The following is a 22,013-nucleotide window of genomic DNA, read 5'->3' as shown; positions in this document are numbered from 1 at the left end:
GAAAAAGCGCCCCAATCCGTCAAAATTCTCATTTCCCAGAGGAAATCCCGATGTCCCTGTCCGCCCTCGAATCCACCATCAACAGCGCCTTCGACGCGCGTGACGGCATCTCGACCTCGACCAAGGGCGAGGTGCGCGAGGCCGTGGACCAGGCGCTGGAGATTCTGGACAAGGGCGAGGCCCGCGTCGCCGAGCGCGGGGCCGATGGCAAGTGGAAGGTCAATCAATGGCTGAAGAAGGCCGTGCTGCTGTCCTTCCGCCTCAACGACATGGGTGTCATTCCCGGCGGTTCCGGCAAGGCGACCTGGTGGGACAAGGTGCCCTCGAAGTTCGAGGGCTGGGGCGAGAACCGTTTTCGCGATGCCGGCTTTCGCGCGGTGCCGGGTTCGGTCGTGCGCCGCTCGGCCTTCATTGCCAAGAACGTCGTGCTGATGCCGTCCTTCGTCAATCTCGGCGCCTATGTCGATGAGAGCACCATGGTCGACACCTGGGCGACCGTCGGCTCCTGCGCGCAGATCGGCAAGCGCGTGCACATCTCCGGCGGCGCCGGCATCGGCGGCGTGCTCGAGCCGCTGCAGGCCGAGCCCGTGATCATCGAGGACGATTGCTTCATCGGCGCGCGCTCGGAAGTCGCCGAAGGCGTGATCGTGCGCAAGGGCGCGGTGCTCGCCATGGGCGTGTTCCTGGGCGCCTCCACCAAGATCGTCGACCGCGAGACCGGCGAGATCTTCATCGGCGAAGTGCCGGAATATTCGGTGGTCGTGCCCGGCGCGCTGCCCGGCAAGCCGATGAAGAACGGCCAGATCGGCCCGAGCACGGCCTGCGCCGTGATCGTCAAGCGCGTCGACGAGCGCACGCGCTCGAAGACCAGCATCAACGAGCTGCTGCGGGATTAAGACTCTCTCCTCTCCCTCTCCCCGTTCTTACGGGGAGAGGGTTGGGGTGAGGGGCCTCTCTCCACACGCGAGATATTCGAGAGACCGGTACCCCCTCACCCGGATCGCAAGAGCGATCCGACCTCTCCCCGCAAGCGGGGCGAGGTGAAGCGAGCCCGCGGCGGCTTTCCTATCGAACCCTCCTTCTCCCCATCGCGACCAATCACCGGACGGCCTCCGCTGCCCGGAACCTTCGCCATGGACTGGACCTGGTACCTCTTCCGCTTCGACGGCCGCATCAACCGCGCTTTGCTGTGGCAGGCGCTGCTCATCGTCGCGCTGCTGGCGGCCCTGCTCGGCGTGATCGGTCAGGTGATCCACCTCATCAACGCCGAGGGGGCGTTGATGCTATCCCTGAAACTCGATTTCGACTTCGGCCTCGACGACCTCTTCAAGCTGGTCGATCCCCGGGCCTATCGCTCGCTGGCGCCCGTTGATCGCACGAACCTGATCCTGAAGGCGTTCGGCTTGTCGCTGTTCCTCTGGATCTATCTCGCGACTGCGATCAAGCGGCTGCATGATCGCGACAGGAGTGGCTGGTGGCTCGTTCCGTTCTTCTTCCTGCCCGGCCTGTACAACCAGTTCTCGGACCTGCTGCCGAACTCCACCTGGATGCTTCCGTTCTGGCTGGTCGCGTCCATCCTGTGGCTGTGGGGGTTTGTCGAGATGTTCATCGTATCAGGCAGCGCCGGCGATAACCGGTTCGGTCCTGATCCATTGGCCAAGACCGAGGACGGCTCGTCCCCTGCAAAAAGCTGGGACCAGCAACGCGAGCTCGAATTGGTGCCGCCCAGCGCTAGCCCACCCGGCGGCATGCATGTTAAGCGGAGCGCATGACCGATGCTCTCTCGATTGCCCGCGATCTCATCCGCTGCCCCTCGGTAACTCCGGCCGATGCCGGTGCGTTGGGCGTGCTTGAGAAAGCCCTCAACGCTGCCGGCTTCACTTGCCACCGCGTGACCTTCTCCGAACCCGACACCGCCGACGTCGACAATCTCTATGCGCGGATCGGCACTGAAGGCCCGCACATCACCTTCGCCGGCCACACCGACGTGGTGCCACCCGGCGACGAGAACGCCTGGAGCGTCGGCGCGTTCTCGGGCGAGGTGAAGGACGGCTTTCTGCACGGCCGCGGCGCGGTCGACATGAAGGGCGGGATCGCCTGCTCGGTGGCAGCCGTGCTCGAGCATCTCGCCGCCAATGGCGGCACGCCGCGCGCCGATGGAAAGGGCTCGATCTCATTCCTGATCACGGGCGACGAGGAAGACGTCTCCATCAACGGCACCATCAAGTTGCTGAAATGGGCCGCGGAGCGCGGCGAAAAGTTCGACCATTGCGTGCTCGGCGAGCCCTCCAACGTCGAGACGCTCGGCGACACCATCAAGGTCGGCCGCCGCGGCTCGCAATCCGGCACGCTCTACGTCGACGGCGTGCAGGGCCATGTCGCCTATCCGCACCGTGCATCCAATCCGGTGCCTGATATCTCGCGGCTGATCGTGGCGATCAGTGACGAGCCGCTCGACCATGGCAGCGCGCAATTCCAGGCCTCCAATCTCGAATTCACCTCGGTGGACGTCGGCAACAAGGCCAACAACGTCATCCCCGGCGAGGCCCGCGCAAAATTCAACATCCGCTACAATGACAACCACACCCAGGCATCCTTGCGCGAGCTGGTCGAGACGCGCCTGACGAAAGCCTGCGGCAACCGCATCAAGGCTCGCATCGTCTGGGAGCCCTCGAACTCGAATGTGTTCGTGACCAAGCCCGGCCCGTTCACCGATCTTGCGGTGTCGGCGATCGAAGAGGTGACGGGCCGCAAGCCGGAGCTGTCGACCTCAGGCGGCACCTCGGATGCGCGCTTCATCTCGAGCTATTGCCCAGTGATCGAGTTCGGCTTGGTCGGCCAGACCATGCACCAGGTCGACGAGCGCGTGCCGGTGGTGGATTTGGAGAGATTGACGCAGGTGTATCGGGGGATACTGACGCGGTATTTTGGGTAGGGCGTCGCCCTCACCCAGCACGCCGCTGTCATCGCCCGACTCGATCGGGCGATCCAGTATTCCAGAGACAGCAGTGATTGAACCGAGAAGCCGCGGCGTACTGGATGCCCCGGTCAAGCCGGGGCATGACAGCAGTGGGCGCGGCGAGAGCGGGCGCTCTCCGCACTGATGCGCTCCTCAATAATCCACCTTCATCAGATACAGCCCGTCAGGCGGCGCGACGATGCCGCAGGCCGCACGGTTGCGGGCTTCGAGCGCTGCGGAGAGATCGTCCGCGGTCCAGCGGCCCTCGCCGACCCAGACCAACGATCCCACCATCGAGCGCACCTGGCTGTGCAGGAAGGAGCGCGCCGAGGTAAGAATCGTGATCTCGCGGCCGTCGCACAGCACGTCGAGCTGGTCGAGCGTTTTCTCCGGTGACTTGGCCTGGCACTCGGTGTCGCGAAACGTCGTGAAGTCGTGCTTGCCAAGCAGGCGTTGTGCCGCCGCATGCATCGCATCGGCATCGAGCCGGCGCGGCACGCGCCAGGCGTGGCCGATATCGAGCGCGAGATTGGCGCGGGTGTTGACGACGCGGTAGCGGTAGTGCCGCTTCACGGCCGAGAAGCGTGCCTCGAAGGTGTCAGGGACGATCTCGGCCTCCAACACCGCGATCGGATGCGGGCGCAGATGCGCATTCAACCCGTCGCGAAAACGGCCCGGCGGAAACTGCTTCTCGATGTCGACATGCGCGACCTGGCCGCGCGCATGCACGCCGGCATCGGTGCGGCCCGCACCGTGCACGCGCAGATCCGCGCCGGTCATCGCCTTCACCGCCGCTTCGAGCGCGCCCTGCACGGAAGGCAGCGCGTCCTGCACCTGCCAGCCGAAGAACGGCGCGCCGTCATATTCGATGGTGAGCTTGTAGCGGGACATCAGGCCAGCCGCATCGGCGGCTTCACAGGCACGCCGCGCAGGAAGTCCGTGGCCTGCATCCGCGCCTTGCCCTCGCGCTGGAGCTGGAGGATGCGGATCGCGCCCTCGCCGCAGGCAATCGTGAGCTGGTCGTCGAGCACCTCGCCGGGTGCACCGGAGCCCTTCGCCAGCTCGCAGCGCAGGATTTTTACGCGCGCATTCTCGAGCTCGGCCCAGGCGCCGGGAAACGGCGACAGGCCGTGGATGTGGCGCAGCACGGCGCGCGCAGGCCTGGTCCAGTCGATCCGCGCTTCGGCCTTGTCGATCTTGGCGGCGTAGGTGACGCCATCCTCGCTCTGCTTCTTGAGCTGGAGCCCGCCGCGGGCGAGCGCGGCCATCGCGCGCACCATCAGATCGGCGCCGAGCCGGGAGAGACGGTCATGCAGATCGACCGCGGTCATGTTGTCCGTGATCGCAAGACGCTCGGCCATGGCGACGTCGCCGGTGTCGAGGCCGACATCCATCTTCATCACCATGACGCCGCTCTCGGCGTCGCCCTCCATGATGGCACGGTTGATCGGCGCGGCGCCGCGCCAGCGCGGCAGCAGCGAGGCGTGCAGATTGTAACAGCCGAGCTTCGGCGCATCGAGGATCGCCTGCGGCAGGATCATGCCGTAGGCGACGACGACGGCGGCATCGGCGTCGAAGGCGCGAAACTCGTCGAGCGCTTCGGGCGTCTTCAGCGACTTCGGCGTCAGCACGGGAACGCCGAGCTTTCGCGCGGCTTCCTCGACCGGGGTCGGCTGCAATTGCAGACCGCGCCGCCCGCCGGGCTTGGGCGCACGGGTATAGACCGCCGCGATCTCGTGGCCGTGCGAGACCAGCTCAAGCAGCGTCGGCACGGAGAAATCGGGCGTGCCCATGAAGATGAGGCGGAGGGGCATGACAAGGACTCGGTATGTTCCCTCCCCCCTTGCGGGGGAGGGCTAGGGAGAGGGGTGCCACACGACGCGCTCTCTCGGTATGAGCGCGGACCAGTTCTTCGCCCCGGTTAGACTTCCGCCTGGGCTACCCCTCTCCCCCGCCCTCCCCCGCAAGGGGGGAGGGAGCGCATGGGAGTTCGCGGCAGCACCGGTGCTTACAAATGACTTACTCCGCGCGCTTGGCGGCTTTCTCGAACTTCTTGATCACGCGGTCGCGCTTGAGCTTTGAGAGATAGTCGACGAACAGCACGCCGTTGAGATGGTCGATCTCGTGCTGGATGCAGGTGGCGTAGAGGCCTTCGGCATCCTCCTCGTGCACCTTGCCGTCGAGGTCGGTGAAGCGCACGCGCACCTTCGCAGGCCTTTCGACCTCCTCGTAATATTCGGGGATCGAGAGGCAGCCTTCCTCGTAGACCGACAGATCCTCGGAGAAGGCGATAATTTCAGGGTTGATGAAGACACGCGGCTCCGGCTTTGTCTCGCCGTCCGGGTCAGGCTTGGCGAGGTCCATGGTGATCAGCCGCAAGGGCTGCGCGATCTGGATCGCCGCGAGCCCGATGCCGGGCGCGTCGTACATGGTCTCGAACATGTCGTCGGCAAGCTTGCGGATCTCCGTCGTGACCTTCTCGATCGGCTTGGAGACCAGACGCAGCTGCTTGTCGGGCAGGATGATGATTTCTCTGAGGGCCATGGCCGCGATTTAAGCCGCATGCCGGATGCGGTCAATGCGGCGAGGAACTCCGTTAACCCTCCGCTAACCATAAAACTTCAGGTTTCGTTAACCATAAAAATTAGGGGGCTATTAACCATAAGCGTTCGCTATTCGTTCGCGGAGGGTGTCGAATCGGCTACAAGGGCCGCCATGAACGAGATCATTTTCCTGGCTGGCGACTGGCCGGTCCGCACCATCGATGCGCTGATCGGCTTCGGCGCCCTCGTCGTCATCCTGCTGGTGGTGATCGCGGTCGTGATCGCGCGATCCGGGCGGCGCGGCGCGGAACTCGCCATGGCCAATGCCATCCGCGCCGACGAGCTCGAGGAGCGCCTCAGCCAGGTACTGCACGCCCAGAGCGAAGCTGCCGGCCGAGCCGACGCCATGACCCAGGCGCTGGCCGGCCGCCAGGCCGACATGGCGCGCGCGGTCAACGAGCGGCTGGATTCGGTGACCCATCGAGTCGGCCAGTCCATGGAACACTCGACGCGCAACACCATGGAGAGCCTGCGCGCCCTGCACGAGCGGCTCGGCATCATCGACAACGCGCACAAGAACCTGACCGACCTCACCACGCAGGTGACCACCCTGCGCGACGTGCTCGCCAACAAGCAGTCGCGCGGCGCCTTCGGCCAGGCGCGGATGGAGGCGATCGTCCAGGACGGCTTGCCGAAGGGCGCCTACGAGTTCCAGTTCACGCTCTCGACGGGAAAGCGGCCTGATTGCGTGGTGTTCCTGCCCGACCAGCGGCCGCTCTGCATCGACGCAAAGTTTCCGCTGGAGGCGATGACCGCGCTGCACGACGCCCGCACCGACGAGGAGAAGCGCATCGCCACGCAGCGGCTGCGCGGCGACGTGATGAAGCATGTCAGCGACATCGCCGACAAATATCTCGTCGCCGGCGAGACCCAGGAGATGGCGCTGATGTTCGTGCCGTCGGAATCCGTCTATGCGGAAATCCATGACGGTTTCGACGACGTGATCCAGAAGGCCTATCGCGCCCGTGTCGTGCTGGTGTCGCCCTCGCTCTTGATGCTCGCGATCCAGGTGATGCAGCAGATCATGAAGGACGCGCGCATGCGCGACGCCGCCGACCAGATCCGCACCGAGGTGATCAAGCTCGGCGACGATTTGGGACGCCTGCGCGACCGCGTGCTGAAATTGCAGAAGCATTTTGCCGACGCCAACGAGGACGTGCGGCAGGTGCTGATCTCCGCCGACAAGATCGAGAAGCGCGCGGGGCGAATCGAGGAGCTCGATTTCAGCAAGACCGATGCACCGGAGGGGCCGCATCTGGTGGCAACCGGTGCCGCGGACCTGTTCCCGAGGAAGCTCCAGGCGGGGGAGTGACTCCGTTTCGTCATGGCCGGGCTCGTCCCGGCCATCCACGATCTCTTCAGCGACACCAAGAACGTGGATGCCCGGGACGAGCCCGGGCATGACGAGTTTTGTGGCAGAGGCAGCGCACCCAGAATCTGCTAACACCTCCCCATGACCGCACCCGACGCGACCTCCCCTGCCAGCCCCGACACGGCCCCCACCTCCTGGCGCGACGGCCTGGCCGTGTACCTGCAACCGCGGGTGCTGATCGTGCTGTTCCTCGGCTTCTCGTCCGGGCTGCCGCTGGCGCTGTCGGGCTCGACGCTCCTGGTGTGGATGCGCGAGGCCGGGGTCGACCTCAAGACCATCGGGCTGTTTGCGCTGGTCGGCACGCCCTACACGCTGAAATTCCTGTGGGCGCCGCTGGTGGATGCGCTGCATGTGCCGCTGTTCACCCGCGCGTTCGGGCGGCGGCGCGGCTGGCTGCTGTTCTCGCAGCTATTGCTGATCATCGCGATCCTGCTGCTGGCGCTGACCGATCCCGCGCGCTCGCCGTTCTACGTCGCGCTCGGCGCGCTGCTGGTCGCGACGACGTCCTCGACGCAGGACATCGTGGTCGACGCCTTCCGCGTCGAGAGCCTGCCGGAGAGCGAGCAGGCTGCCGGAATGGCTTCCTATGTCGCGGCCTATCGCATCGGCATGCTGGTCTCGACCGCGGGCGCGCTGTTCATCGTGTCCGGCTTCGAGGGCACCGGCATTCCGCGTGCGTCAGCCTGGATGTGGGGCTATGTGGTGATGGCGGCGATGGTGCTGATCGGCACGATCACCGCGCTGGCCGCGACCGAGCCCGAGCAATCGGTGCAGGCGGAAGCCGCGACACAAACCGAGACGGCGCTCGCGCGCGTGCTGCACGCGGCGATCGGGGCCTTCTCGGAATTCCTGTCGCGCAAGGACGCGCTCGCCGCGCTCGCCTTCGTCGTGCTGTTCAAGTTCACCGATGCCTTCTCTGGCACGATGACCGCGCCGTTCGTGATCGACCTCGGCTTTTCCCGCAACGACTACGCGGCGATCGTGAAGGGCGTCGGCCTCGCGGCAACGCTGATCGGCGGCTTTGCCGGCGGCTTCCTCGCGCGGCGCTATTCGCTGGCGACCAGCCTGTGGATCGGCGGCGTGGTGCAGGCGCTCGCCAATCTCTCCTTCTCCTGGCTGGCCTTCGTCGGCACCAGCCAATGGGCGCTGGCCTTTGCCATCACCTGCGAGAACTTTACCAGCGCCATCGGCACCGTGATCTTCGTCGCCTATCTCTCCGCGCTGTGCCAGAATCCGCTGCACACGGCGACGCAATACGCGCTGCTCACCGCGCTTGCGGCGGTCGGGCGCACATATCTGTCAGCGAGTGCGGGCTTCGTGGCGGACACGACGGGCTGGCCGCTGTTCTTCGTGATCTGCGTGCTGGTGGCGATCCCGAGCCTGGTGCTACTGGCCTGGCTGCAGAAGCGCGGGCACTTTGAGGCGCTGGGGCCGGTGAGGGTTTAAACTCGGCACGCGCCACGCCCGCGATGCCGTAGGGTGGGCAAAGCGAAGCGTGCCCACCACCTGAATCGTCGCCGGGAGAATGGTGGGCACGGCGCTTTGCGCCTTTGCCCACCCTACGGTAGCTCGGCTGGAGCCGCGCCCCCTACTGCTTCTTGATCAAGCTCCACTTCGTGATCACGGCTTCGCTCATCTGGCCGGGATCGCTGGCGCAGGCGACTTCGTCGACCTTGACCGAGATCGCCTTGCCGACGAACGATTTCAGCTGCGTGGCCTGCGCGTCGCTCGAGGTGACGAGCTGGAACGTCTCAGGGCCGGTCTCGAGATTGCACAGCCCGTTCGGCGCCGGCAGTCGACGCGGCTCCGAGGTGATCTGGTACATCGCAATCCGCTTGCCGGCGTTCTTGATGTCGCGCACCTTCATTGCGTTCAATTCGCCCGAGAGCACCTCGCCGGCACTGATCGGCTTGCCGGGCTTCGGCGGCGGCGGCGCCCCGTCGTCCTGCTGCGCGGAGATGGCCGGGGTCGCCAGCATTATCATCGTCGCGACCAAAGCCGATCGTGTGGCGAAAAGTTTCGTCATGTCGTCCGTTCCGTAGGTCTGGATGGCTAGAACAAGGTCCGCTGCCGCATCGCGGCCGATAGCGTACCTTCGTCGAGATAATCAAGCTCGCCACCGACCGGCACACCATGGGCCAGTCGGGTTACTTTTACGTTGGCGTCCTGAAGCAGGTCGGTGATGTAATGCGCCGTGGTCTGGCCGTCGACCGTCGCATTCAGCGCCAGGATGATCTCGTGCACCTCGGCAGCATGCGCGCGCGCGACCAGCGCGTCGATGGTGAGATCCTGTGGGCCGACACCGTCGAGCGGCGACAAGGTCGCCCCCAGCACGTGATAGCGCCCCTGGGTCGCATTGGCCCGCTCCAGCGCCCAGAGGTCGGCGACATCGGCGACGACGACGATGATGGCAGGATCGCGTTTCGGATCGATGCAGACCGTGCAGGGACTTTGCGTGTCGATGTTGCCGCAGGTCTTGCAGACCTGGACCTTGTCGAGCGCGACCTGCAGGGCTGAGGACAGCGGCATCATCAGCGCTTCGCGCTTCTTGATCAGATGCAGCGCCGCACGCCGGGCCGAGCGCGGACCGAGGCCCGGCAGCCGTGCGAGGAGCTGGACCAGCCGCTCGATTTCGGGACCTGCAACCGAACCCATCTTATTGGCCGAACATACCCGGCGGCAGGCTGAGCCCGCCCGTGAGCGCCTGCATCTTCTCCTGCACGGCCGTCTCGGCCTTGCGGCGGGCATCGCCTAGGGCGGTGACGAGCAGGTCCTCGAGCACCTCGCGCTCTTCCGGCTTCATCAGCGAGGGATCGATCTTGATGCCCTTCACGTCCATCTTCGCGGTCATGCGCACGGCGACGAGACCGCCGCCGGAGATGCCTTCGACCTCGACGTTGGAGAGCTGATCCTGCATCTCCTGCATCTTGGATTGCAGCTGCTGCGCCTGCTTCATCATGCCGAAAATATCGACCATCGGTGCTGTCCTTGGTTGGCGCGATGACTCGTCATCGCGCCTTAACTTTTGGTTTGAGCCTGATCTAATCGGAAAACCGCTTCACACTTTGCGCTACGCGGCCCTTCGGGTCCGGATCATGCTCTAGAGATCGTCGCCGTCGGAACCATCGGGCGGATCGTCACTGCCATAGTCCGCATTCATATTGGTTTCCGGCGCCTCGGGGGCAAGCCTGCGGACCTCGACGACCTTCGCACCGGGAAAACGCGACAGCACCTCCTGCACGCGCGGATCGGCTTCGGCGGAGCGCGCATGTTCCTGCTTCGCCGCGTGGTTCACCGAACGCAGCGTCGGCTGGCCCTGCTCGTTGGAGACGATCACGGTCCAGCGCCGGCCGGTCCAGAGCTCGAATTTTCGCGCGAGCTCCGAGATCATGGTCTTGGAGGCGTTGGGCTCGAGCGCGACTTCCAGCCGGCCCTCCTCGAAACGAACGAGGCGCATGTCGCCTTCGAGCGCGGCCTTGGTCATGAGATCGCGCTTCTGCCCGGCGACCGCGACGAGCTGGGTGAAGCTCGTGATGCGCAGCTGGGGCGCGGCTCCTTGCGGATCCGGCGCGGGCGCCGCCATCTGCGGCCGGGCGGCGCCGCCGCCGAACGCGGACGGTGACGACGTCGGCGCGCGCATGGGCGCAGCCGAGGCAACCGGCGCCGCGGAGGCCACCGGCGCACCCGGCGCGCCGCTGCGCGCGGCACTTCCGCCGCCCACGACCGGCGAGCCGCCGCCGTTCTGCTCCAGCATCTTGATCGCTTCGTCCGGCGTCGGCAGGTCGGCGACATAGGCGATGCGCACCAGCACCATCTCGGCGGCCGCAGCGGGGCGCGTCGCGGCCTGCACCTCGGTGATGCCCTTGAGCAGCATCTGCCACATCCGCGACAGCACGCGCATCGAGATCTTCGAGGCAAAATCCCGCGCGCGCACGCGCTCGGTCTCGCCATAGGCGACGTTGTCGGCGGTCGCCGGCACGATCTTCACGCGGGTGACGAAATTGACGAACTCGGCAAGGTCCGACAGCACGACGATCGGATCGGCGCCGACGTCGTATTGGTCGCGGAACTCCTTGAAAGCGGCAGCGATGTCGCCGCGCGCCAGCGAATCGAACAGGTCGATGACGCGGGTGCGGTCGGCGAGGCCCAGCATCTGCCTAACCGCATCCGCCTTCACGGTGCCTGCCGCGTGCGCGATCGCCTGGTCGAGCAGCGACAGCGAATCGCGCACCGAGCCTTCCGCGGCGCGCGCGATGATGCCGAGCGCCTCGGGTTCGATCTCGACGTTTTCCTTGGCCGCGATATTGGCGAGGTGCTTCATCAGCACGTCGGCCTCGACCCGGCGCAGGTCAAAACGCTGGCAGCGCGACAGCACGGTGACCGGAACCTTGCGGATCTCGGTGGTCGCGAACACGAATTTGGCGTGCTCCGGCGGTTCCTCCAGCGTCTTCAGGAAGGCGTTGAACGCCGCCGTCGACAGCATGTGGACTTCGTCGATGATGTAGACCTTGTAGCGGGCGCTGGCCGGCGCGTAGCGCACGCTGTCATTGATCTGGCGGACGTCGTCGACGCCGGTGTGCGAGGCCGCGTCCATCTCCAGCACGTCCATGTGCCGGCTTTCCATGATCGCCTGGCAATGCACGCCCAGGGTCGGCATGTGGATGGTCGGGCCCTTCACCGATCCGTCCGGCATCTCGTAGTTGAGCGCACGGGCCAGAATACGCGCGGTGGTGGTCTTGCCGACGCCGCGGACGCCGGTGAGGATCCAGGCCTGCGGAATGCGCCCGGTCTCGAACGCGTTCGAGACGGTGCGGACCACGGCCTCCTGGCCGATCAGGTCGTCGAAGCTGGAGGGCCGGTATTTGCGCGCCAGCACCCGGTAGGGCGTGCTGGCCTGGCCGGCGCTGTCGGGGTTGGGAGGGGCGCCAGCGTCGGTCATCGGTCGATCCGCAATGGAATGTCTTTCGCCCGGCTTTTGCGGAAAGGAGCGCGCTGGCGGGAAGCCCGCCGGCGCAATTCGCTCGGAAAAACAGGTAGGAGACTGACGAGCGACCCGATCCGGACCTCGTTAGGGCTGCTTCCTTCCGGACCTGACCCGGTTGGCGAGTGGCTCGTCCACCGCCAATCTCCCGGTCCCTATTTGGGGCCAAAAGGTCGGGAAAGCAAGCGGGTATCCGTGGGTCCCGCACACCCCGCTGGACGGCCCCCGCCGGCCCATTTGGACGCGGAAGCCGGCTCAGTGTTGGCGAGCTGGAACCTCCGTGATTCGCGCAAACCGCTTGCGATACTCGGCGGGCGTCACGCCGACGTGACGATTGAACGCGCGACGCAGCGTATCGGCATCGGCGAATCCACAATGGAGCGCCACCTGCTTCGGGGCTTCATTGCCAAACTCGAGCAGCCGCCTCGCCGCATTGACGCGGGCTTCCTCGACCCAGGTCGCAGGCGTAACTCCGACCTCGGCGCGGAACAGCCGTGCAAAGTGCCTCGGGCTGAGCTCCATGCGCGTCGCCAGGCTGGCAACGCTGTGGTCGAGCGCGGGATTGGCGGCGACCCAGCGCTGCAGCTCCTGCAGCGCGGCGCGGCCGGCGGGAACAGCCTCGCCCTTGCGGGTGAACTGCATCTGCCCACCCGGACGCTTGAAGAACATCACGAGCTGGCTTGCGACCTTCATGGCCGTATCGCGCCCGAGATCTTCCTCGACCAGTGCCAGCGCCAGATCGAGCCCTGCGGTCACGCCGGCGGCCGTGCGGAGCTTTCCGTCGGTGACGTAGATGGCATCCTTGTCCACGGTGACCGACGGGAATTTGCTGGCCAGCATGTCTGCGACCGCCCAATGCGTCGTGACCCGCCTGCCATCAAGCAGACCGGCGGCGGCAAGGAAGAAGGCCCCGCTGCACACCGAGCCGAATCTGCGGGTCCGCGAAGCCCGCCGGCGCAGCCAGTCGATCACGCTCCCGTCCGCCGGGACTTCGGCCGCGTTCGGGCATCCCGCCACCAGCAAGGTGTCGATCGGCTCCTGGAAGTCGCGGTCGACGATTCGGTCGGGCATCAGCTGGACGCCTGAGGAACTGCGGATCGGCCCTGGCTCCGCGCCCGCCACGAACAAGGCATAGGCGGGATAGCCGGCCTGCACGTTCGCCTCGGCGAACACATCGAGCGGCCCTGCGACATCGAGCAGCTGCACGCCTGGCAGCGCCACGATCACAACCGTCCTTGGTTTCGGCTTTGCGCCCATGTCCGCCTCGATCCGAATTTGTCCGTTTTCGACGTGTTACGTCGATTTAAGACACCGTAGCCCGGATTTACAGTGAACGCGATCCAAAATTTCAGGAGCTGCTCATGTCAGAAATCACCGAGGCCGCCGTCATTCCCGACAGCAAGCTGGCGCGTGCCATCACCGAATACATCCGCGACACCGAAACGGACCTGCTCTTCAACCATTCCAGCCGCGTCTACCAGTTCGGTGCGATGGCCGGCGTCCGCCGTGGGCTGACCTTCGACCGCGAGCTGCTTTACGCCGGCGCCATGTTTCACGACATCGGCCTGATGCCGGGCCATGGCAGCCAGCACGAGCGGTTCGAGGTCGACGGCGCACACGCCGCGCGGGACTTCCTGCGCAGCCACGGCATTTCGGAAGCCGACGCCTACACGGTCTGGACCGCGATCGCCCTGCACACGACACCGGGCGTCCCCCAGCACATGCACCCCGTCGTCGCGCTGGTGACCGCGGGCGTCGAGATGGACGTGCTCGGGCTCACTTACGACGAATATTCCGACGCGGAGCGCGAGGCGGTCGTGAAGGCGTTTCCGCGCACGCCGCACTTCAAGGAAGACATCATCCAGGCCTTCTACGACGGCATCAAGCATCGGCCTGACACGACGTTCGGCAACGTCAAGGCCGACGTCATCGCCGACAAGGAGCCGCATTTCCATCGCGGCAATTTCTGCAGCGTCATCCGCAACTCGCATTGGCACGGTTGACCGGCGTTCGCGCAAGGACAGTGCGATCTCGAAATCGACTGCTGTGGACCCATGCGAGCCTGAGATTTCGCACGCGGGCAGCAATAGCCAATGACCCCATATTCAGGAGCATCCCATGGCCGATGAGCCGAAACGTTTGACCCATGCGACGGGCGCACCCGTCAGCGATAACCTCAACATCATGACCGCGGGCCGCCGCGGGCCCGCGCTGCTGCAAGACGTCTGGCTGATCGAGAAGCTAGCACATTTCGATCGCGAAGTGATCCCGGAGCGACGGATGCATGCCAAGGGTTCCGGCGCCTTCGGCACCTTCACCGTGACCAATGACATCACCCGATACACCAAAGCGAAGATCTTCTCGGAAGTCGGCAAGCAGACGCCGATGTTCGCGCGCTTCTCGACGGTGGCCGGCGAGCGCGGCGCAGCCGACGCCGAACGCGACATCCGCGGCTTTGCGCTGAAGTTCTACACCGAGGAAGGCAATTGGGACATGGTAGGCAACAACACGCCCGTGTTCTTCTTCCGCGATCCCTTGCGCTTTCCCGACCTCAATCATGCGATCAAGCGCGATCCCCGGACCGGAATGCGTAGCGCCGACAACAATTGGGATTTCTGGACGTTGTTGCCGGAGGCTCTGCACCAGGTCACCATCGTGATGAGCGAGCGCGGCCTTCCCAGAAGCTTCAGGCACATGCATGGCTTCGGCAGCCATACCTACAGCTTCATCAATGCCGCCAACGAGCGGACCTGGGTGAAGTTTCACTTCCGGACGCAGCAGGGCATCGAAAACCTGACCGACGCCGAGGCCGAAGCCCTCATCGGCAAGGACCGCGAGACTCACCAGCGCGACCTGTTCGAGAGCATCGAATGCGGCGATTTCCCGCGCTGGACGATGTTCGTGCAGATCATGACCGACGATCAAGCCAAGGCGTTTGCCTTTAACCCGTTCGACCTGACAAAGATCTGGCCGAAGGCGGACTTCCCGCTGATCGAGGTCGGCTATTTCGAGCTGAACCGCAATCCGGAAAACGTCTTCGCCGAGGTCGAACAGGCCTCCTTCTCGCCGGCCCACGTCGTTCCGGGCATCGGCTTCTCGCCCGACAAGATGCTGCAGGCAAGGCTGTTCTCCTACGGGGACGCGGCGCGCTATCGCCTCGGCGTCAACCATCATCTGATCCCGGTCAACGCGCCGAAATGCCCGTATCACAGCTACCATCGCGATGGCGCAATGCGGACCGACGGCAATCAGGGGAGGACGCCGACCTATTTCCCGAACAGCCGTGGCGAGTGGGCGGACCAGCCCGATCTCAACGAGCCGCCGCTCGAGATCGATGGTGCAGCCGCCCATTGGGATCACCGCATCGACGACGATCACTATCGACAGCCCGGCGACCTCTTTCGCAAGATGAGCGCAGCCCAACGGCAGGCCTTGTTCGACAACACGGCGCGCGCCGTCGGAGCGGCGGCCATCGCGATCCAGGAACGGCACATCGCCAATTGCACCAAGGCCGATCCCGCCTATGGCGCGGGCGTCCGCGACGCGCTGACGCGCCTCGCGACCGTTCGTGCCAAGGGAACGGAAAAGGCCGCGGAATAGGGTCGGTCGATCCGCACCGACCTCTCGCCGTCTTCGGCGAACGGCGCCGACAGGGCGCCGTTCGCATTTTTAAAGCGAACCGCCGAAGCCTCTCAATTTTCTCGCGAAAATAGATCGAGCCGACGCGCTCGCCGGGCCTTCCCTCGCGCATCCCCGTGCACGCCTGTCGCGAAGTGCTGATGCGGACGTTCGCCTCGGAAAGCGTCATGGCCGATGGGCTCCCTGCCCATCTTCGAGGCCACGCACATCCCTGAGGCAATCGAGTCTTGACAGGGCCCGCCCGGCAGCGCCTTTCTATGAAATCCTGCCGGAACCGAGACAAAGGGTGCGCGAAAATCCGATCCAGAGCATTTTTCAGCCGGCCGACGCCGATTGATGGGCGAATTTTTTGCGCGAGCTCAACCACACACCTTACATCCAACCAGAAAAGCGATTCCTCAAAATGGTTACACGTCGTGATGTCGCATCGATTGTCGGACTTGGCGCGATGGCTGCGGCCACGCTGGCCTCACCGGCCGTGGCGCAGACCGCAGCGGATTCCAACGAATCGACCTTTGCCCGCATTCGCCGCACCAAGAAGATGCGGATCGGCGCGGTCGGCGGCGGCGCGCCCTATTATATGAAGGACCTCGCCAGCGGCCAGTGGAAGGGCTTCTACGTCGACATCGCCAAGGCACTCGCCGACGACATGGAGGCCGAGCTCGAGATCACCGAGACCACCTGGGGCAATTCGGTGCTCGATCTGCAGTCCAACAAGATCGACATCTTCTTCGGCCTCAACCCGACCCCGAAGCGCGCGCTGGTGGTCGACTTCTCGGTGCCGGTCTTCAACAACGCCTTCGGCATCCTCTGCAAGAAGGACTTCAAGCCGAAGAGCTGGGCCGAGCTGAACTCGCCCGACGTCAAGATCGCCGTCGACCAGGGCTCGTCGCACGACCAGGTCGTCAGCCGCCTGACGCCGAAGGCGCAGATCTCGCGGCTCAAGACCGCGGACGATGCCACCGCCGCGCTGCAGACCGGCCGCGTCGACGCGCAGTGCCTGATCACCATGCTGTCGCTGACCGTGCTGAAGAAGAATCCCTCGCTCGGCCAGTTCGTGCTGCCGACGCCGATCTTCGCGACGACGTCGAACGCCGGCTTCCGCCGCGAGAACGACAAGACCTTCCGCGACTACGTCAACACCTGGATCGACTTCAACAAGGGCCTCGGCTTCATCCGCAACGCGATCATCACCAACATGGAGCTGGTGGGCGTGACCGAAGCGGACATTCCGCCGGGCGTTTCGCTGTAGGTGATGAGCGCCTTAAGTATCCACACCGTCATGGCCGGGCTTGTCCCGGCCATCCACGCCTGACTCGCGGCACCAAGAACGTGGATGCCGGGACATAGGCGAGCGGAAGCGACGCCGTCCTTCGGACGGCTACGCCCGGGCATGACGACGAATTTCTGGGCGACATCGGGTACGAGTAAGAACACGCATGTATCAGTGGGACCTCGGCATCCTCTGGAGCTATCGCTGGCTCTTTCTCAACGGGCTCGGCGTCACCGTCGGCTTCACCGTGGTCATCGTCGTGCTTGGTCTCGTCTTCGGCCTGTTCGGCGCGTTCGGCAGCCTGTCGCGCTTCAAGGCGGTGCGTCTGGTCGCCCTCACCTTCATCGAGGCGTTCCGCTGCACGCCGATCCTGGTGCAGCTGATCTGGTTCTATTACGCGCTGCCGATCCTGGCCGGCGTCGAGATGACGCCGATCACGGCCTCGGCGCTGGCGCTCTCGCTCTATGGCGGCTCGTTCTATTCCGAGATCATCCGCGGCGGCATCATCTCGATCGACAAGGGCCAGTCCGAAGCCGGCGCCGCGCTCGGCATGACGCCGGGACAGAGCATGCGGCGCATCGTGCTGCCGCAGGCTATCAAGCGCATGATCCCGGCACTGATGAACCAGTCGATCATCCAGTTCAAGAACACCTCGCTGGTTTCGGTGCTCGCCGTGCCCGACCTCGTCTACCAAAGCCAGGTCGCCGCCCATGACAGCTACCGGCCGCTGGAGACCTACACCGCGGTCGCGGTCGCCTATGCGGCGATCCTGATTCCCCTGACCATCATCGTCCGCCGCGGCGAGAAGCGACTGGCGGTCAGCGAATGAGCGAGCCATCCAAGAACACTTCGAAGATCGAGATCCGCAGCCTTCGCAAGAGCTTTGGCAGCAACGAGGTTTTGAAGAACATCAGCCTCGACGTGGCCAAGGGGGGCGTGGTGGCGCTGATCGGCCCATCCGGCTCCGGCAAGTCGACACTGCTCCGCTGCATCAATCTGCTGGTCGTGCCCGACGGCGGCAGCGTCCGCGTCGGCGACACAAGCTTCCAATTCGGCGAAGGCGCCAAGCTTCCCGACGTGAAGACACCCGCCAAATTCCGCACCACCACCGGCATGGTGTTCCAGCATTTCAATCTGTTCCCGCACATGACGACGCTTCAGAACGTCATGGAGGGGCCCATCACAGTGCGGCGCATGGCCAAGGCGGACGCCGAGAAGCTCGCGCGCGCGCAGCTTGCCAAAGTGGGCCTTGTGAAAAAGGCCGACCAATATCCGGCGACGCTGTCCGGCGGGCAGAAGCAGCGCGTCGCGATCGCGCGTGCGCTCGCGATGGAGCCTGATGTGATGCTGTTCGACGAGGCCACCTCGGCGCTCGATCCCGAACTCGTCGGCGAAGTGCTGAACGTGATCCAGCAACTGGCTTCCGAGGGCATGACGATGGTGATCGTGACCCACGAGATCGCCTTCGCCCGCGAGGTCGCCGACCGCCTCATCTTCATGCGCGATGGTGTGGTGGTCGAGGAAGGTCCGGCGCGGCAGGTGATCGACCATCCGCAGGAAGCCGCGACGCGCGCCTTCCTCAGCCATTTCCACCGCACCGGCGCGTTGCCGCCGGCCAACGTAGCACCGTGATGCCTGACATCGATCGCGCCTATCTCGTCACCGGTGCCGCCAGCGGCATCGGCCGCGCCACCGCAAAACTGCTCGCGGCCCCCGGCACCGCGCTTCTGCTCCACACCCGCTCGAACGCGGAAGGTCTCGATGCCGCCGCGGCCGAAGCCGAAGCGAAAGGCGCTGTGGTCGCAAAGTGCCTCGGCGATCTCGCCGAGGAAGCAGCCGTCACCGACGCCGTCGCCGCCGCGCAACGCGCGTTCGGACGGCTCGACGGATTGATCCTGGTCGGCGGTCATGCCCGCCGCGGCAGCGCGATCGGCACGCCGGCGGATCAGTTCCGGCAGGCGATGGACGAATCGGCGCTGGCGTTCACGCGGCTGGTCGACGCCGCGCTGCCGCTGCTGCGTGACGGGCGCGATGCGCGGATCGTGGCGATCTCTTCTTTCGTCGCGCATGCGATCCGGCCGGAATTCGCACCCTTTGCCGCTACCGCGGCAAGCCGCTCCGCGCTCGAAGCGCTGGTGCGTCTCACCGCGATCGAGCTCGCCAAAGACGGCATCACCGTCAATGCAGTGTCACCCGGCCTCATCGTCAAGGACAAGCCAAGCGAGAGCCGGCTCTCGCCCGAGCAGATCGCCACCACCGAGGCGCTGATCCCGATGCGCCGCCGCGGGCGGCCGAAAGAAGTGGCCGAGATCATCGCCTTCCTGGCATCACCGAAGGCGTCCTACGTCACCGGCCAGGTCTGGCACGTCAATGGAGGCCTGACATGACCGAAGCAACCATCGAACGCATCAGGCTGTTCCTGATCGAGAGCCCGATCAAGATGGCGCGCCTCCAGGGCGTCGGCAACGTCAAGGGCACGGTGAAGCGCGTGCTGATCGAGCTCACCGCGAGCGACGGCGTGATCGGCTGGGGCGAAGCAGCGCCGTGGGAAGTGTTCACGGGAACACCGGAAGCGGCCTTCTCCGCGCTCGACATCTATCTGCGGCCGATCGTGCTCGGCAAACCCGTGCGCCGCATCCGCGCGCTGATGGCCGAGCTCGACCGCGCGCTGGTCGGTCATGCCGAGGCCAAGGTCGCAATCGAGATGGCGCTGCTCGACATCGTCGGCAAATCGTCAGGATTGTCGGTCGCCGACCTGCTCGGCGGCCGCGTGCGCGACACGATTCCCCTCTCCTTCTCCATCGCGGATCCCGATTTCGCCGCCGATCTCGAGCGCATGCGAAAGATGGTTCCGGACGGCAACGTCATCTACAAGGTCAAGACCGGCGTGAAGCCGCATCGCGAGGATCTCGATCATCTCGAAGCGATCCGCAAGGAGTTCGGCGACAAGGTCGACCTGCGCGTCGATTACAACCAGGCGCTGGCGCCGTTCGGCGCGATCAAGATTTTGCGCGATGTCGAAGAGTTTGCGCCGACCTTCATCGAGCAGCCGGTGCCGCGCAAATATCTCGACGTGATGGCGCAGCTCACCGCGGCGCTGGAAACACCCGTTCTCGCCGACGAAAGCTGCTTCGACCGCCGCGACATGATGGAGGTGGTGCGCCGCGAGGCGGCCGATGCCGTCTCGATCAAGCTGATGAAGGCCGGCGGCCTGTTCGAGGCGCAGGCGATCATGGCGATCGCCGCCATCGCCGGCCTGCCCGGCTATGGCGGCACGCTGTGGGAGGGCGGCATCGGGCTTGCCGCCGGGACGCAGCTGATCGCGGCAACGCCGGGCATCTCGCTCGGCTGCGAATTCTACATGCCGCATCACGTGCTGACCGAGGACGTGCTGGAAGAGCGCGTTGCCAACCGCGCCGGCCATGTCGTGGTGCCCGATGGCCCGGGCCTCGGCATCCGCGTCAGCGAGGCCTCCGTCCGCGCCAATGCGCGGGTGCTTGCGGAGGCGTAAAGCAGCCGCCGGCACTGCCACAAACTCGACCGTCGTCCCGGGGCGCGCAAAGCGCGAACCCGGGACCCATAACCACAGGATCGGGTTTGGCGAAGATACGGAGTTACCAGCTCGCGCAATAACCACTTCCTGTGGTTATGGATCCCGGATCGGCGCTCCGCTTCGCTGCGCTTGTCCGGGACGACGATCGCGTATGCAGTGACCGCGGAGCCCCGATCCTTCCCCTGGCTGACCCCGTATCGTATGGTCCGGCCAAACACGCCCGGCCCCATCGGGCCATCCGGAAACGCATATGTCTGATCCCGCCTGGTCGCTGCACTCCCGCCTGAAAGAGGACACCATCGACATCGGCGACCTGCCGCTATCGAAGGTACTGGTCATCAAGGACGCGCATTATCCCTGGCTGCTGCTGGTGCCGCGGCGGCCCGATGCGGTCGAGATCATCGATCTCGACGAGGTGGAGCAGGCGCAACTCATGACGGAGATCTCCCGCGTCTCGCGCGCGCTGAAAGAGATCACCAAATGCGACAAGCTCAATGTCGCCGCGCTCGGCAACCTCGTGCCGCAGCTTCACGTCCATATCATCGCACGCCGGACCAGCGACGCCGCCTGGCCGCGGCCGGTGTGGGGCGTGATGAAGCCCTTGGCGCATGACGCCACCGAGGTGCAAACTTTCATCAGCGCGCTTCGCCGCAAGATCTGGTTGGGTTGAGAACAAGAAATGTCAGCATTCGACTCGTTTCCGCTGGGACAACCGGCCTTCGTCACTCACGTCCTCGATCGCGCCGCGCATCTGCGCCGCGACGACGAAAAACTGTTCGCGATGGAGCAGAAGCCATCGTCGCGCGCCTATGTCGTCTACCGCGACTCGCTGCTGGTGAAGCGCGAGGGCGACAAGGCGCGCGCGCTGCTGGGAGTAGACGAAGCGCTGAAATGCGGCGCCAACCCCGGCACGATCTTCTTAGGGTTGCGCGACGGCGCCGCGGTGTTCGGCATGGGGATGTCGCAGGCGGCAGCCGAGAAGCTGATCGGCCGCGAGGACTACACCGTCACCGAGCTGCGCGGCATGGCGATGCAGGGCGCGATTCCGCCCGACGAGCTCTCGGCGATCGCGATGGCGAAGTCGATGGTGAGCTGGCACCAGCGCCATGGCTATTGCGCCAATTGCGGCACGCGGAGCGCGATGAAGGAAGGCGGCTGGAAGCGCGAGTGCCCTGCTTGCAAGGCCGAGCATTTTCCGCGCACCGATCCCGTCGTGATCATGCTGGTCGCCTCGGGCGAGAAGTGCCTGCTCGGCCGCCAGAAGCAGTTTCCGCCGGGCATGTATTCCTGCCTCGCCGGCTTCGTCGAGGTCGCCGAGACCATCGAGGACGCGGTACGCCGGGAAATCCTCGAAGAATCCGGAATCCGCTGCACCGACGTGCAGTATTACATGACGCAGCCCTGGCCCTATCCATCGTCGCTGATGATCGGCTGCAGCGCGCGGGCGCTCAACGAGGACGTCGTCGTCGATCATTCCGAGCTGGAGGACGCGCGCTGGTTCACCCGCGAGGAGGCCGCGCTGATGCTGACGCGGACGCATCCGGACGGGCTCGCCGGCCCGCATCCGTTCGCGATCGCCCACCACCTGCTCGGCCGCTGGGTGCACGACAAGACCGGCGCGTAAGCTGGGGCC

22 protein-coding genes and 1 other RNA gene are annotated in these 22,013 nt (G+C 65.4%); 14 read left to right on the top strand and 9 right to left on the bottom strand.

The genetic code is table 11. The annotated features are described in order from the left end of the window. Positions 1-50: 50 nt before the first annotated feature. The 3 genes from dapD to dapE all read left to right on the top strand — a co-directional run bounded on the left by dapD (position 51) and on the right by dapE (position 2,935). On the top strand, positions 51-896 hold the full coding sequence (gene dapD / locus J4G43_RS04325; RefSeq protein ID WP_063979813.1) for a 2,3,4,5-tetrahydropyridine-2,6-dicarboxylate N-succinyltransferase: 846 nt from the start codon (positions 51-53) through the stop codon (positions 894-896). Between the two features lie 237 nt (positions 897-1,133). Then, positions 1,134-1,772, top strand: coding sequence for a DUF805 domain-containing protein (locus tag J4G43_RS04320; protein WP_208084100.1), 639 nt, complete (start codon positions 1,134-1,136; stop codon positions 1,770-1,772). After that, positions 1,769-2,935: a succinyl-diaminopimelate desuccinylase gene (gene dapE, locus J4G43_RS04315; RefSeq protein ID WP_208084099.1), complete on the top strand. Its 1,167-nt coding sequence runs from the start codon at positions 1,769-1,771 to the stop codon at positions 2,933-2,935. Before J4G43_RS04320 ends, dapE begins: the two co-directional genes overlap by 4 nt. 177 nt (positions 2,936-3,112) lie before the next feature. Here the strand turns inward: dapE and truA are convergent, their stop codons facing one another. From truA to def, 3 genes are all read right to left on the bottom strand, one after another. Continuing rightward, positions 3,113-3,850 carry a tRNA pseudouridine(38-40) synthase TruA gene (gene truA, locus J4G43_RS04310; protein WP_208084098.1) on the bottom strand — a complete coding sequence of 246 codons (738 nt, stop codon included), beginning with the start codon at positions 3,848-3,850 and terminating at the stop codon, positions 3,113-3,115. Continuing rightward, positions 3,850-4,773: a methionyl-tRNA formyltransferase gene (gene fmt / locus J4G43_RS04305; protein ID WP_208084097.1), complete on the bottom strand. Its 924-nt coding sequence runs from the start codon at positions 4,771-4,773 to the stop codon at positions 3,850-3,852. Before fmt ends, truA begins: the two co-directional genes overlap by 1 nt. A 205-nt stretch (positions 4,774-4,978) precedes the next feature. Further along, complete coding sequence (gene def / locus J4G43_RS04300; RefSeq protein WP_208084096.1) at positions 4,979-5,503, bottom strand: peptide deformylase; 525 nt, start codon at positions 5,501-5,503, stop codon at positions 4,979-4,981. Positions 5,504-5,674: 171 nt separating this feature from the next. On the opposite strand from def, the gene J4G43_RS04295 reads away from it, so the two are divergent. Beyond that, positions 5,675-6,874, top strand: coding sequence for a DNA recombination protein RmuC (locus J4G43_RS04295; protein WP_208084095.1), 1,200 nt, complete (start codon positions 5,675-5,677; stop codon positions 6,872-6,874). A 141-nt stretch (positions 6,875-7,015) separates the two neighbouring features. Further along, positions 7,016-8,380: an AmpG family muropeptide MFS transporter gene (locus J4G43_RS04290; protein WP_208084094.1), complete on the top strand. Its 1,365-nt coding sequence runs from the start codon at positions 7,016-7,018 to the stop codon at positions 8,378-8,380. A 142-nt stretch (positions 8,381-8,522) separates the two neighbouring features. Here the strand turns inward: J4G43_RS04290 and J4G43_RS04285 are convergent, their stop codons facing one another. From J4G43_RS04285 to J4G43_RS04260, 6 genes are all read right to left on the bottom strand, one after another. After that, entirely contained in the window at positions 8,523-8,960 is a 438-nt protein-coding gene (locus J4G43_RS04285; RefSeq protein WP_063979822.1) for a hypothetical protein, read from the bottom strand. A 26-nt stretch (positions 8,961-8,986) separates the two neighbouring features. Beyond that, the gene (recR, locus tag J4G43_RS04280) at positions 8,987-9,589 is read right to left on the bottom strand and encodes a recombination mediator RecR (protein ID WP_208084093.1); all 603 of its coding nucleotides are present in this window, start codon (positions 9,587-9,589) and stop codon (positions 8,987-8,989) included. A gap of 1 nt (position 9,590) precedes the next feature. Further along, complete coding sequence (locus J4G43_RS04275) at positions 9,591-9,911, bottom strand: YbaB/EbfC family nucleoid-associated protein (protein ID WP_028148995.1); 321 nt, start codon at positions 9,909-9,911, stop codon at positions 9,591-9,593. Between the two features lie 123 nt (positions 9,912-10,034). Continuing rightward, a complete protein-coding gene (locus J4G43_RS04270) occupies positions 10,035-11,873 on the bottom strand; it encodes a DNA polymerase III subunit gamma/tau (protein ID WP_085398516.1) in 1,839 nt (612 codons plus the stop codon). A 94-nt stretch (positions 11,874-11,967) separates the two neighbouring features. After that, positions 11,968-12,064: signal recognition particle sRNA small type (gene ffs / locus J4G43_RS04265), an RNA gene on the bottom strand. Between the two features lie 106 nt (positions 12,065-12,170). Further along, on the bottom strand, positions 12,171-13,172 hold the full coding sequence (locus J4G43_RS04260) for a GlxA family transcriptional regulator (protein ID WP_208084092.1): 1,002 nt from the start codon (positions 13,170-13,172) through the stop codon (positions 12,171-12,173). A gap of 104 nt (positions 13,173-13,276) precedes the next feature. Between J4G43_RS04260 and J4G43_RS04255 the strand changes: the two genes are divergently transcribed. From J4G43_RS04255 to nudC, 9 genes are all read left to right on the top strand, one after another. Then, on the top strand, positions 13,277-13,918 hold the full coding sequence (locus J4G43_RS04255; RefSeq protein ID WP_208084091.1) for an HD domain-containing protein: 642 nt from the start codon (positions 13,277-13,279) through the stop codon (positions 13,916-13,918). A 115-nt stretch (positions 13,919-14,033) separates the two neighbouring features. Next, complete coding sequence (locus J4G43_RS04250) at positions 14,034-15,515, top strand: catalase (protein WP_208084090.1); 1,482 nt, start codon at positions 14,034-14,036, stop codon at positions 15,513-15,515. 442 nt (positions 15,516-15,957) lie between these two features. Continuing rightward, positions 15,958-16,806: a transporter substrate-binding domain-containing protein gene (locus J4G43_RS04245; RefSeq protein ID WP_166067860.1), complete on the top strand. Its 849-nt coding sequence runs from the start codon at positions 15,958-15,960 to the stop codon at positions 16,804-16,806. Positions 16,807-16,993: 187 nt separating this feature from the next. Then, positions 16,994-17,656, top strand: a complete 663-nt coding sequence (locus tag J4G43_RS04240; RefSeq protein WP_208084089.1) for an amino acid ABC transporter permease — start codon at positions 16,994-16,996, stop codon at positions 17,654-17,656. Beyond that, positions 17,653-18,459, top strand: coding sequence for an amino acid ABC transporter ATP-binding protein (locus J4G43_RS04235; RefSeq protein WP_208084088.1), 807 nt, complete (start codon positions 17,653-17,655; stop codon positions 18,457-18,459). Before J4G43_RS04240 ends, J4G43_RS04235 begins: the two co-directional genes overlap by 4 nt. After that, positions 18,459-19,214 carry an SDR family NAD(P)-dependent oxidoreductase gene (locus tag J4G43_RS04230; protein WP_208084087.1) on the top strand — a complete coding sequence of 252 codons (756 nt, stop codon included), beginning with the start codon at positions 18,459-18,461 and terminating at the stop codon, positions 19,212-19,214. The genes J4G43_RS04235 and J4G43_RS04230 overlap by 1 nt, the downstream gene beginning before the upstream one ends. After that, entirely contained in the window at positions 19,211-20,338 is a 1,128-nt protein-coding gene (locus J4G43_RS04225; RefSeq protein WP_208084086.1) for a muconate cycloisomerase family protein, read from the top strand. The genes J4G43_RS04230 and J4G43_RS04225 overlap by 4 nt, the downstream gene beginning before the upstream one ends. A 292-nt stretch (positions 20,339-20,630) precedes the next feature. Then, the gene (locus J4G43_RS04220) at positions 20,631-21,050 is read left to right on the top strand and encodes an HIT domain-containing protein (RefSeq protein WP_063979832.1); all 420 of its coding nucleotides are present in this window, start codon (positions 20,631-20,633) and stop codon (positions 21,048-21,050) included. Positions 21,051-21,059: 9 nt separating this feature from the next. Further along, positions 21,060-22,004: an NAD(+) diphosphatase gene (nudC, locus tag J4G43_RS04215; RefSeq protein WP_208084085.1), complete on the top strand. Its 945-nt coding sequence runs from the start codon at positions 21,060-21,062 to the stop codon at positions 22,002-22,004. The last annotated feature ends 9 nt before the right edge of the window (positions 22,005-22,013 follow it).

The organism is Bradyrhizobium barranii subsp. barranii (assembly GCF_017565645.3).
In the GTDB taxonomy this organism is placed as follows: domain Bacteria; phylum Pseudomonadota; class Alphaproteobacteria; order Rhizobiales; family Xanthobacteraceae; genus Bradyrhizobium; species Bradyrhizobium barranii.
The sequence above is the reverse complement of the archived record's forward strand: the minus strand, read 5'-3'. Positions and strand labels throughout refer to the sequence as shown.

Excerpts from the sequence above, each read along its gene's own strand:
- J4G43_RS04235 (WP_208084088.1), top strand. The coding sequence starts at position 17,653 with ATGAGCGAGCCATCCAAGAACACTTCGAAGATCGAGATCCGCAGCCTT.
- J4G43_RS04220 (WP_063979832.1), top strand. The coding sequence starts at position 20,631 with ATGTCTGATCCCGCCTGGTCGCTGCACTCCCGCCTGAAAGAGGACACC.
- J4G43_RS04275 (WP_028148995.1), bottom strand. The coding sequence starts at position 9,911 with ATGGTCGATATTTTCGGCATGATGAAGCAGGCGCAGCAGCTGCAATCC.
- truA (WP_208084098.1), bottom strand. The coding sequence starts at position 3,850 with ATGTCCCGCTACAAGCTCACCATCGAATATGACGGCGCGCCGTTCTTC.
- J4G43_RS04230 (WP_208084087.1), top strand. The coding sequence starts at position 18,459 with ATGCCTGACATCGATCGCGCCTATCTCGTCACCGGTGCCGCCAGCGGC.
- recR (WP_208084093.1), bottom strand. The coding sequence starts at position 9,589 with ATGGGTTCGGTTGCAGGTCCCGAAATCGAGCGGCTGGTCCAGCTCCTC.
- J4G43_RS04295 (WP_208084095.1), top strand. The coding sequence starts at position 5,675 with ATGAACGAGATCATTTTCCTGGCTGGCGACTGGCCGGTCCGCACCATC.
- J4G43_RS04245 (WP_166067860.1), top strand. The coding sequence starts at position 15,958 with ATGGTTACACGTCGTGATGTCGCATCGATTGTCGGACTTGGCGCGATG.
- J4G43_RS04320 (WP_208084100.1), top strand. The coding sequence starts at position 1,134 with ATGGACTGGACCTGGTACCTCTTCCGCTTCGACGGCCGCATCAACCGC.
- dapD (WP_063979813.1), top strand. The coding sequence starts at position 51 with ATGTCCCTGTCCGCCCTCGAATCCACCATCAACAGCGCCTTCGACGCG.
- J4G43_RS04250 (WP_208084090.1), top strand. The coding sequence starts at position 14,034 with ATGGCCGATGAGCCGAAACGTTTGACCCATGCGACGGGCGCACCCGTC.
- nudC (WP_208084085.1), top strand. The coding sequence starts at position 21,060 with ATGTCAGCATTCGACTCGTTTCCGCTGGGACAACCGGCCTTCGTCACT.
- J4G43_RS04240 (WP_208084089.1), top strand. The coding sequence starts at position 16,994 with ATGTATCAGTGGGACCTCGGCATCCTCTGGAGCTATCGCTGGCTCTTT.
- J4G43_RS04270 (WP_085398516.1), bottom strand. The coding sequence starts at position 11,873 with ATGACCGACGCTGGCGCCCCTCCCAACCCCGACAGCGCCGGCCAGGCC.
- dapE (WP_208084099.1), top strand. The coding sequence starts at position 1,769 with ATGACCGATGCTCTCTCGATTGCCCGCGATCTCATCCGCTGCCCCTCG.
- J4G43_RS04255 (WP_208084091.1), top strand. The coding sequence starts at position 13,277 with ATGTCAGAAATCACCGAGGCCGCCGTCATTCCCGACAGCAAGCTGGCG.
- J4G43_RS04290 (WP_208084094.1), top strand. The coding sequence starts at position 7,016 with ATGACCGCACCCGACGCGACCTCCCCTGCCAGCCCCGACACGGCCCCC.
- J4G43_RS04285 (WP_063979822.1), bottom strand. The coding sequence starts at position 8,960 with ATGACGAAACTTTTCGCCACACGATCGGCTTTGGTCGCGACGATGATA.
- fmt (WP_208084097.1), bottom strand. The coding sequence starts at position 4,773 with ATGCCCCTCCGCCTCATCTTCATGGGCACGCCCGATTTCTCCGTGCCG.
- J4G43_RS04260 (WP_208084092.1), bottom strand. The coding sequence starts at position 13,172 with ATGGGCGCAAAGCCGAAACCAAGGACGGTTGTGATCGTGGCGCTGCCA.
- def (WP_208084096.1), bottom strand. The coding sequence starts at position 5,503 with ATGGCCCTCAGAGAAATCATCATCCTGCCCGACAAGCAGCTGCGTCTG.
- J4G43_RS04225 (WP_208084086.1), top strand. The coding sequence starts at position 19,211 with ATGACCGAAGCAACCATCGAACGCATCAGGCTGTTCCTGATCGAGAGC.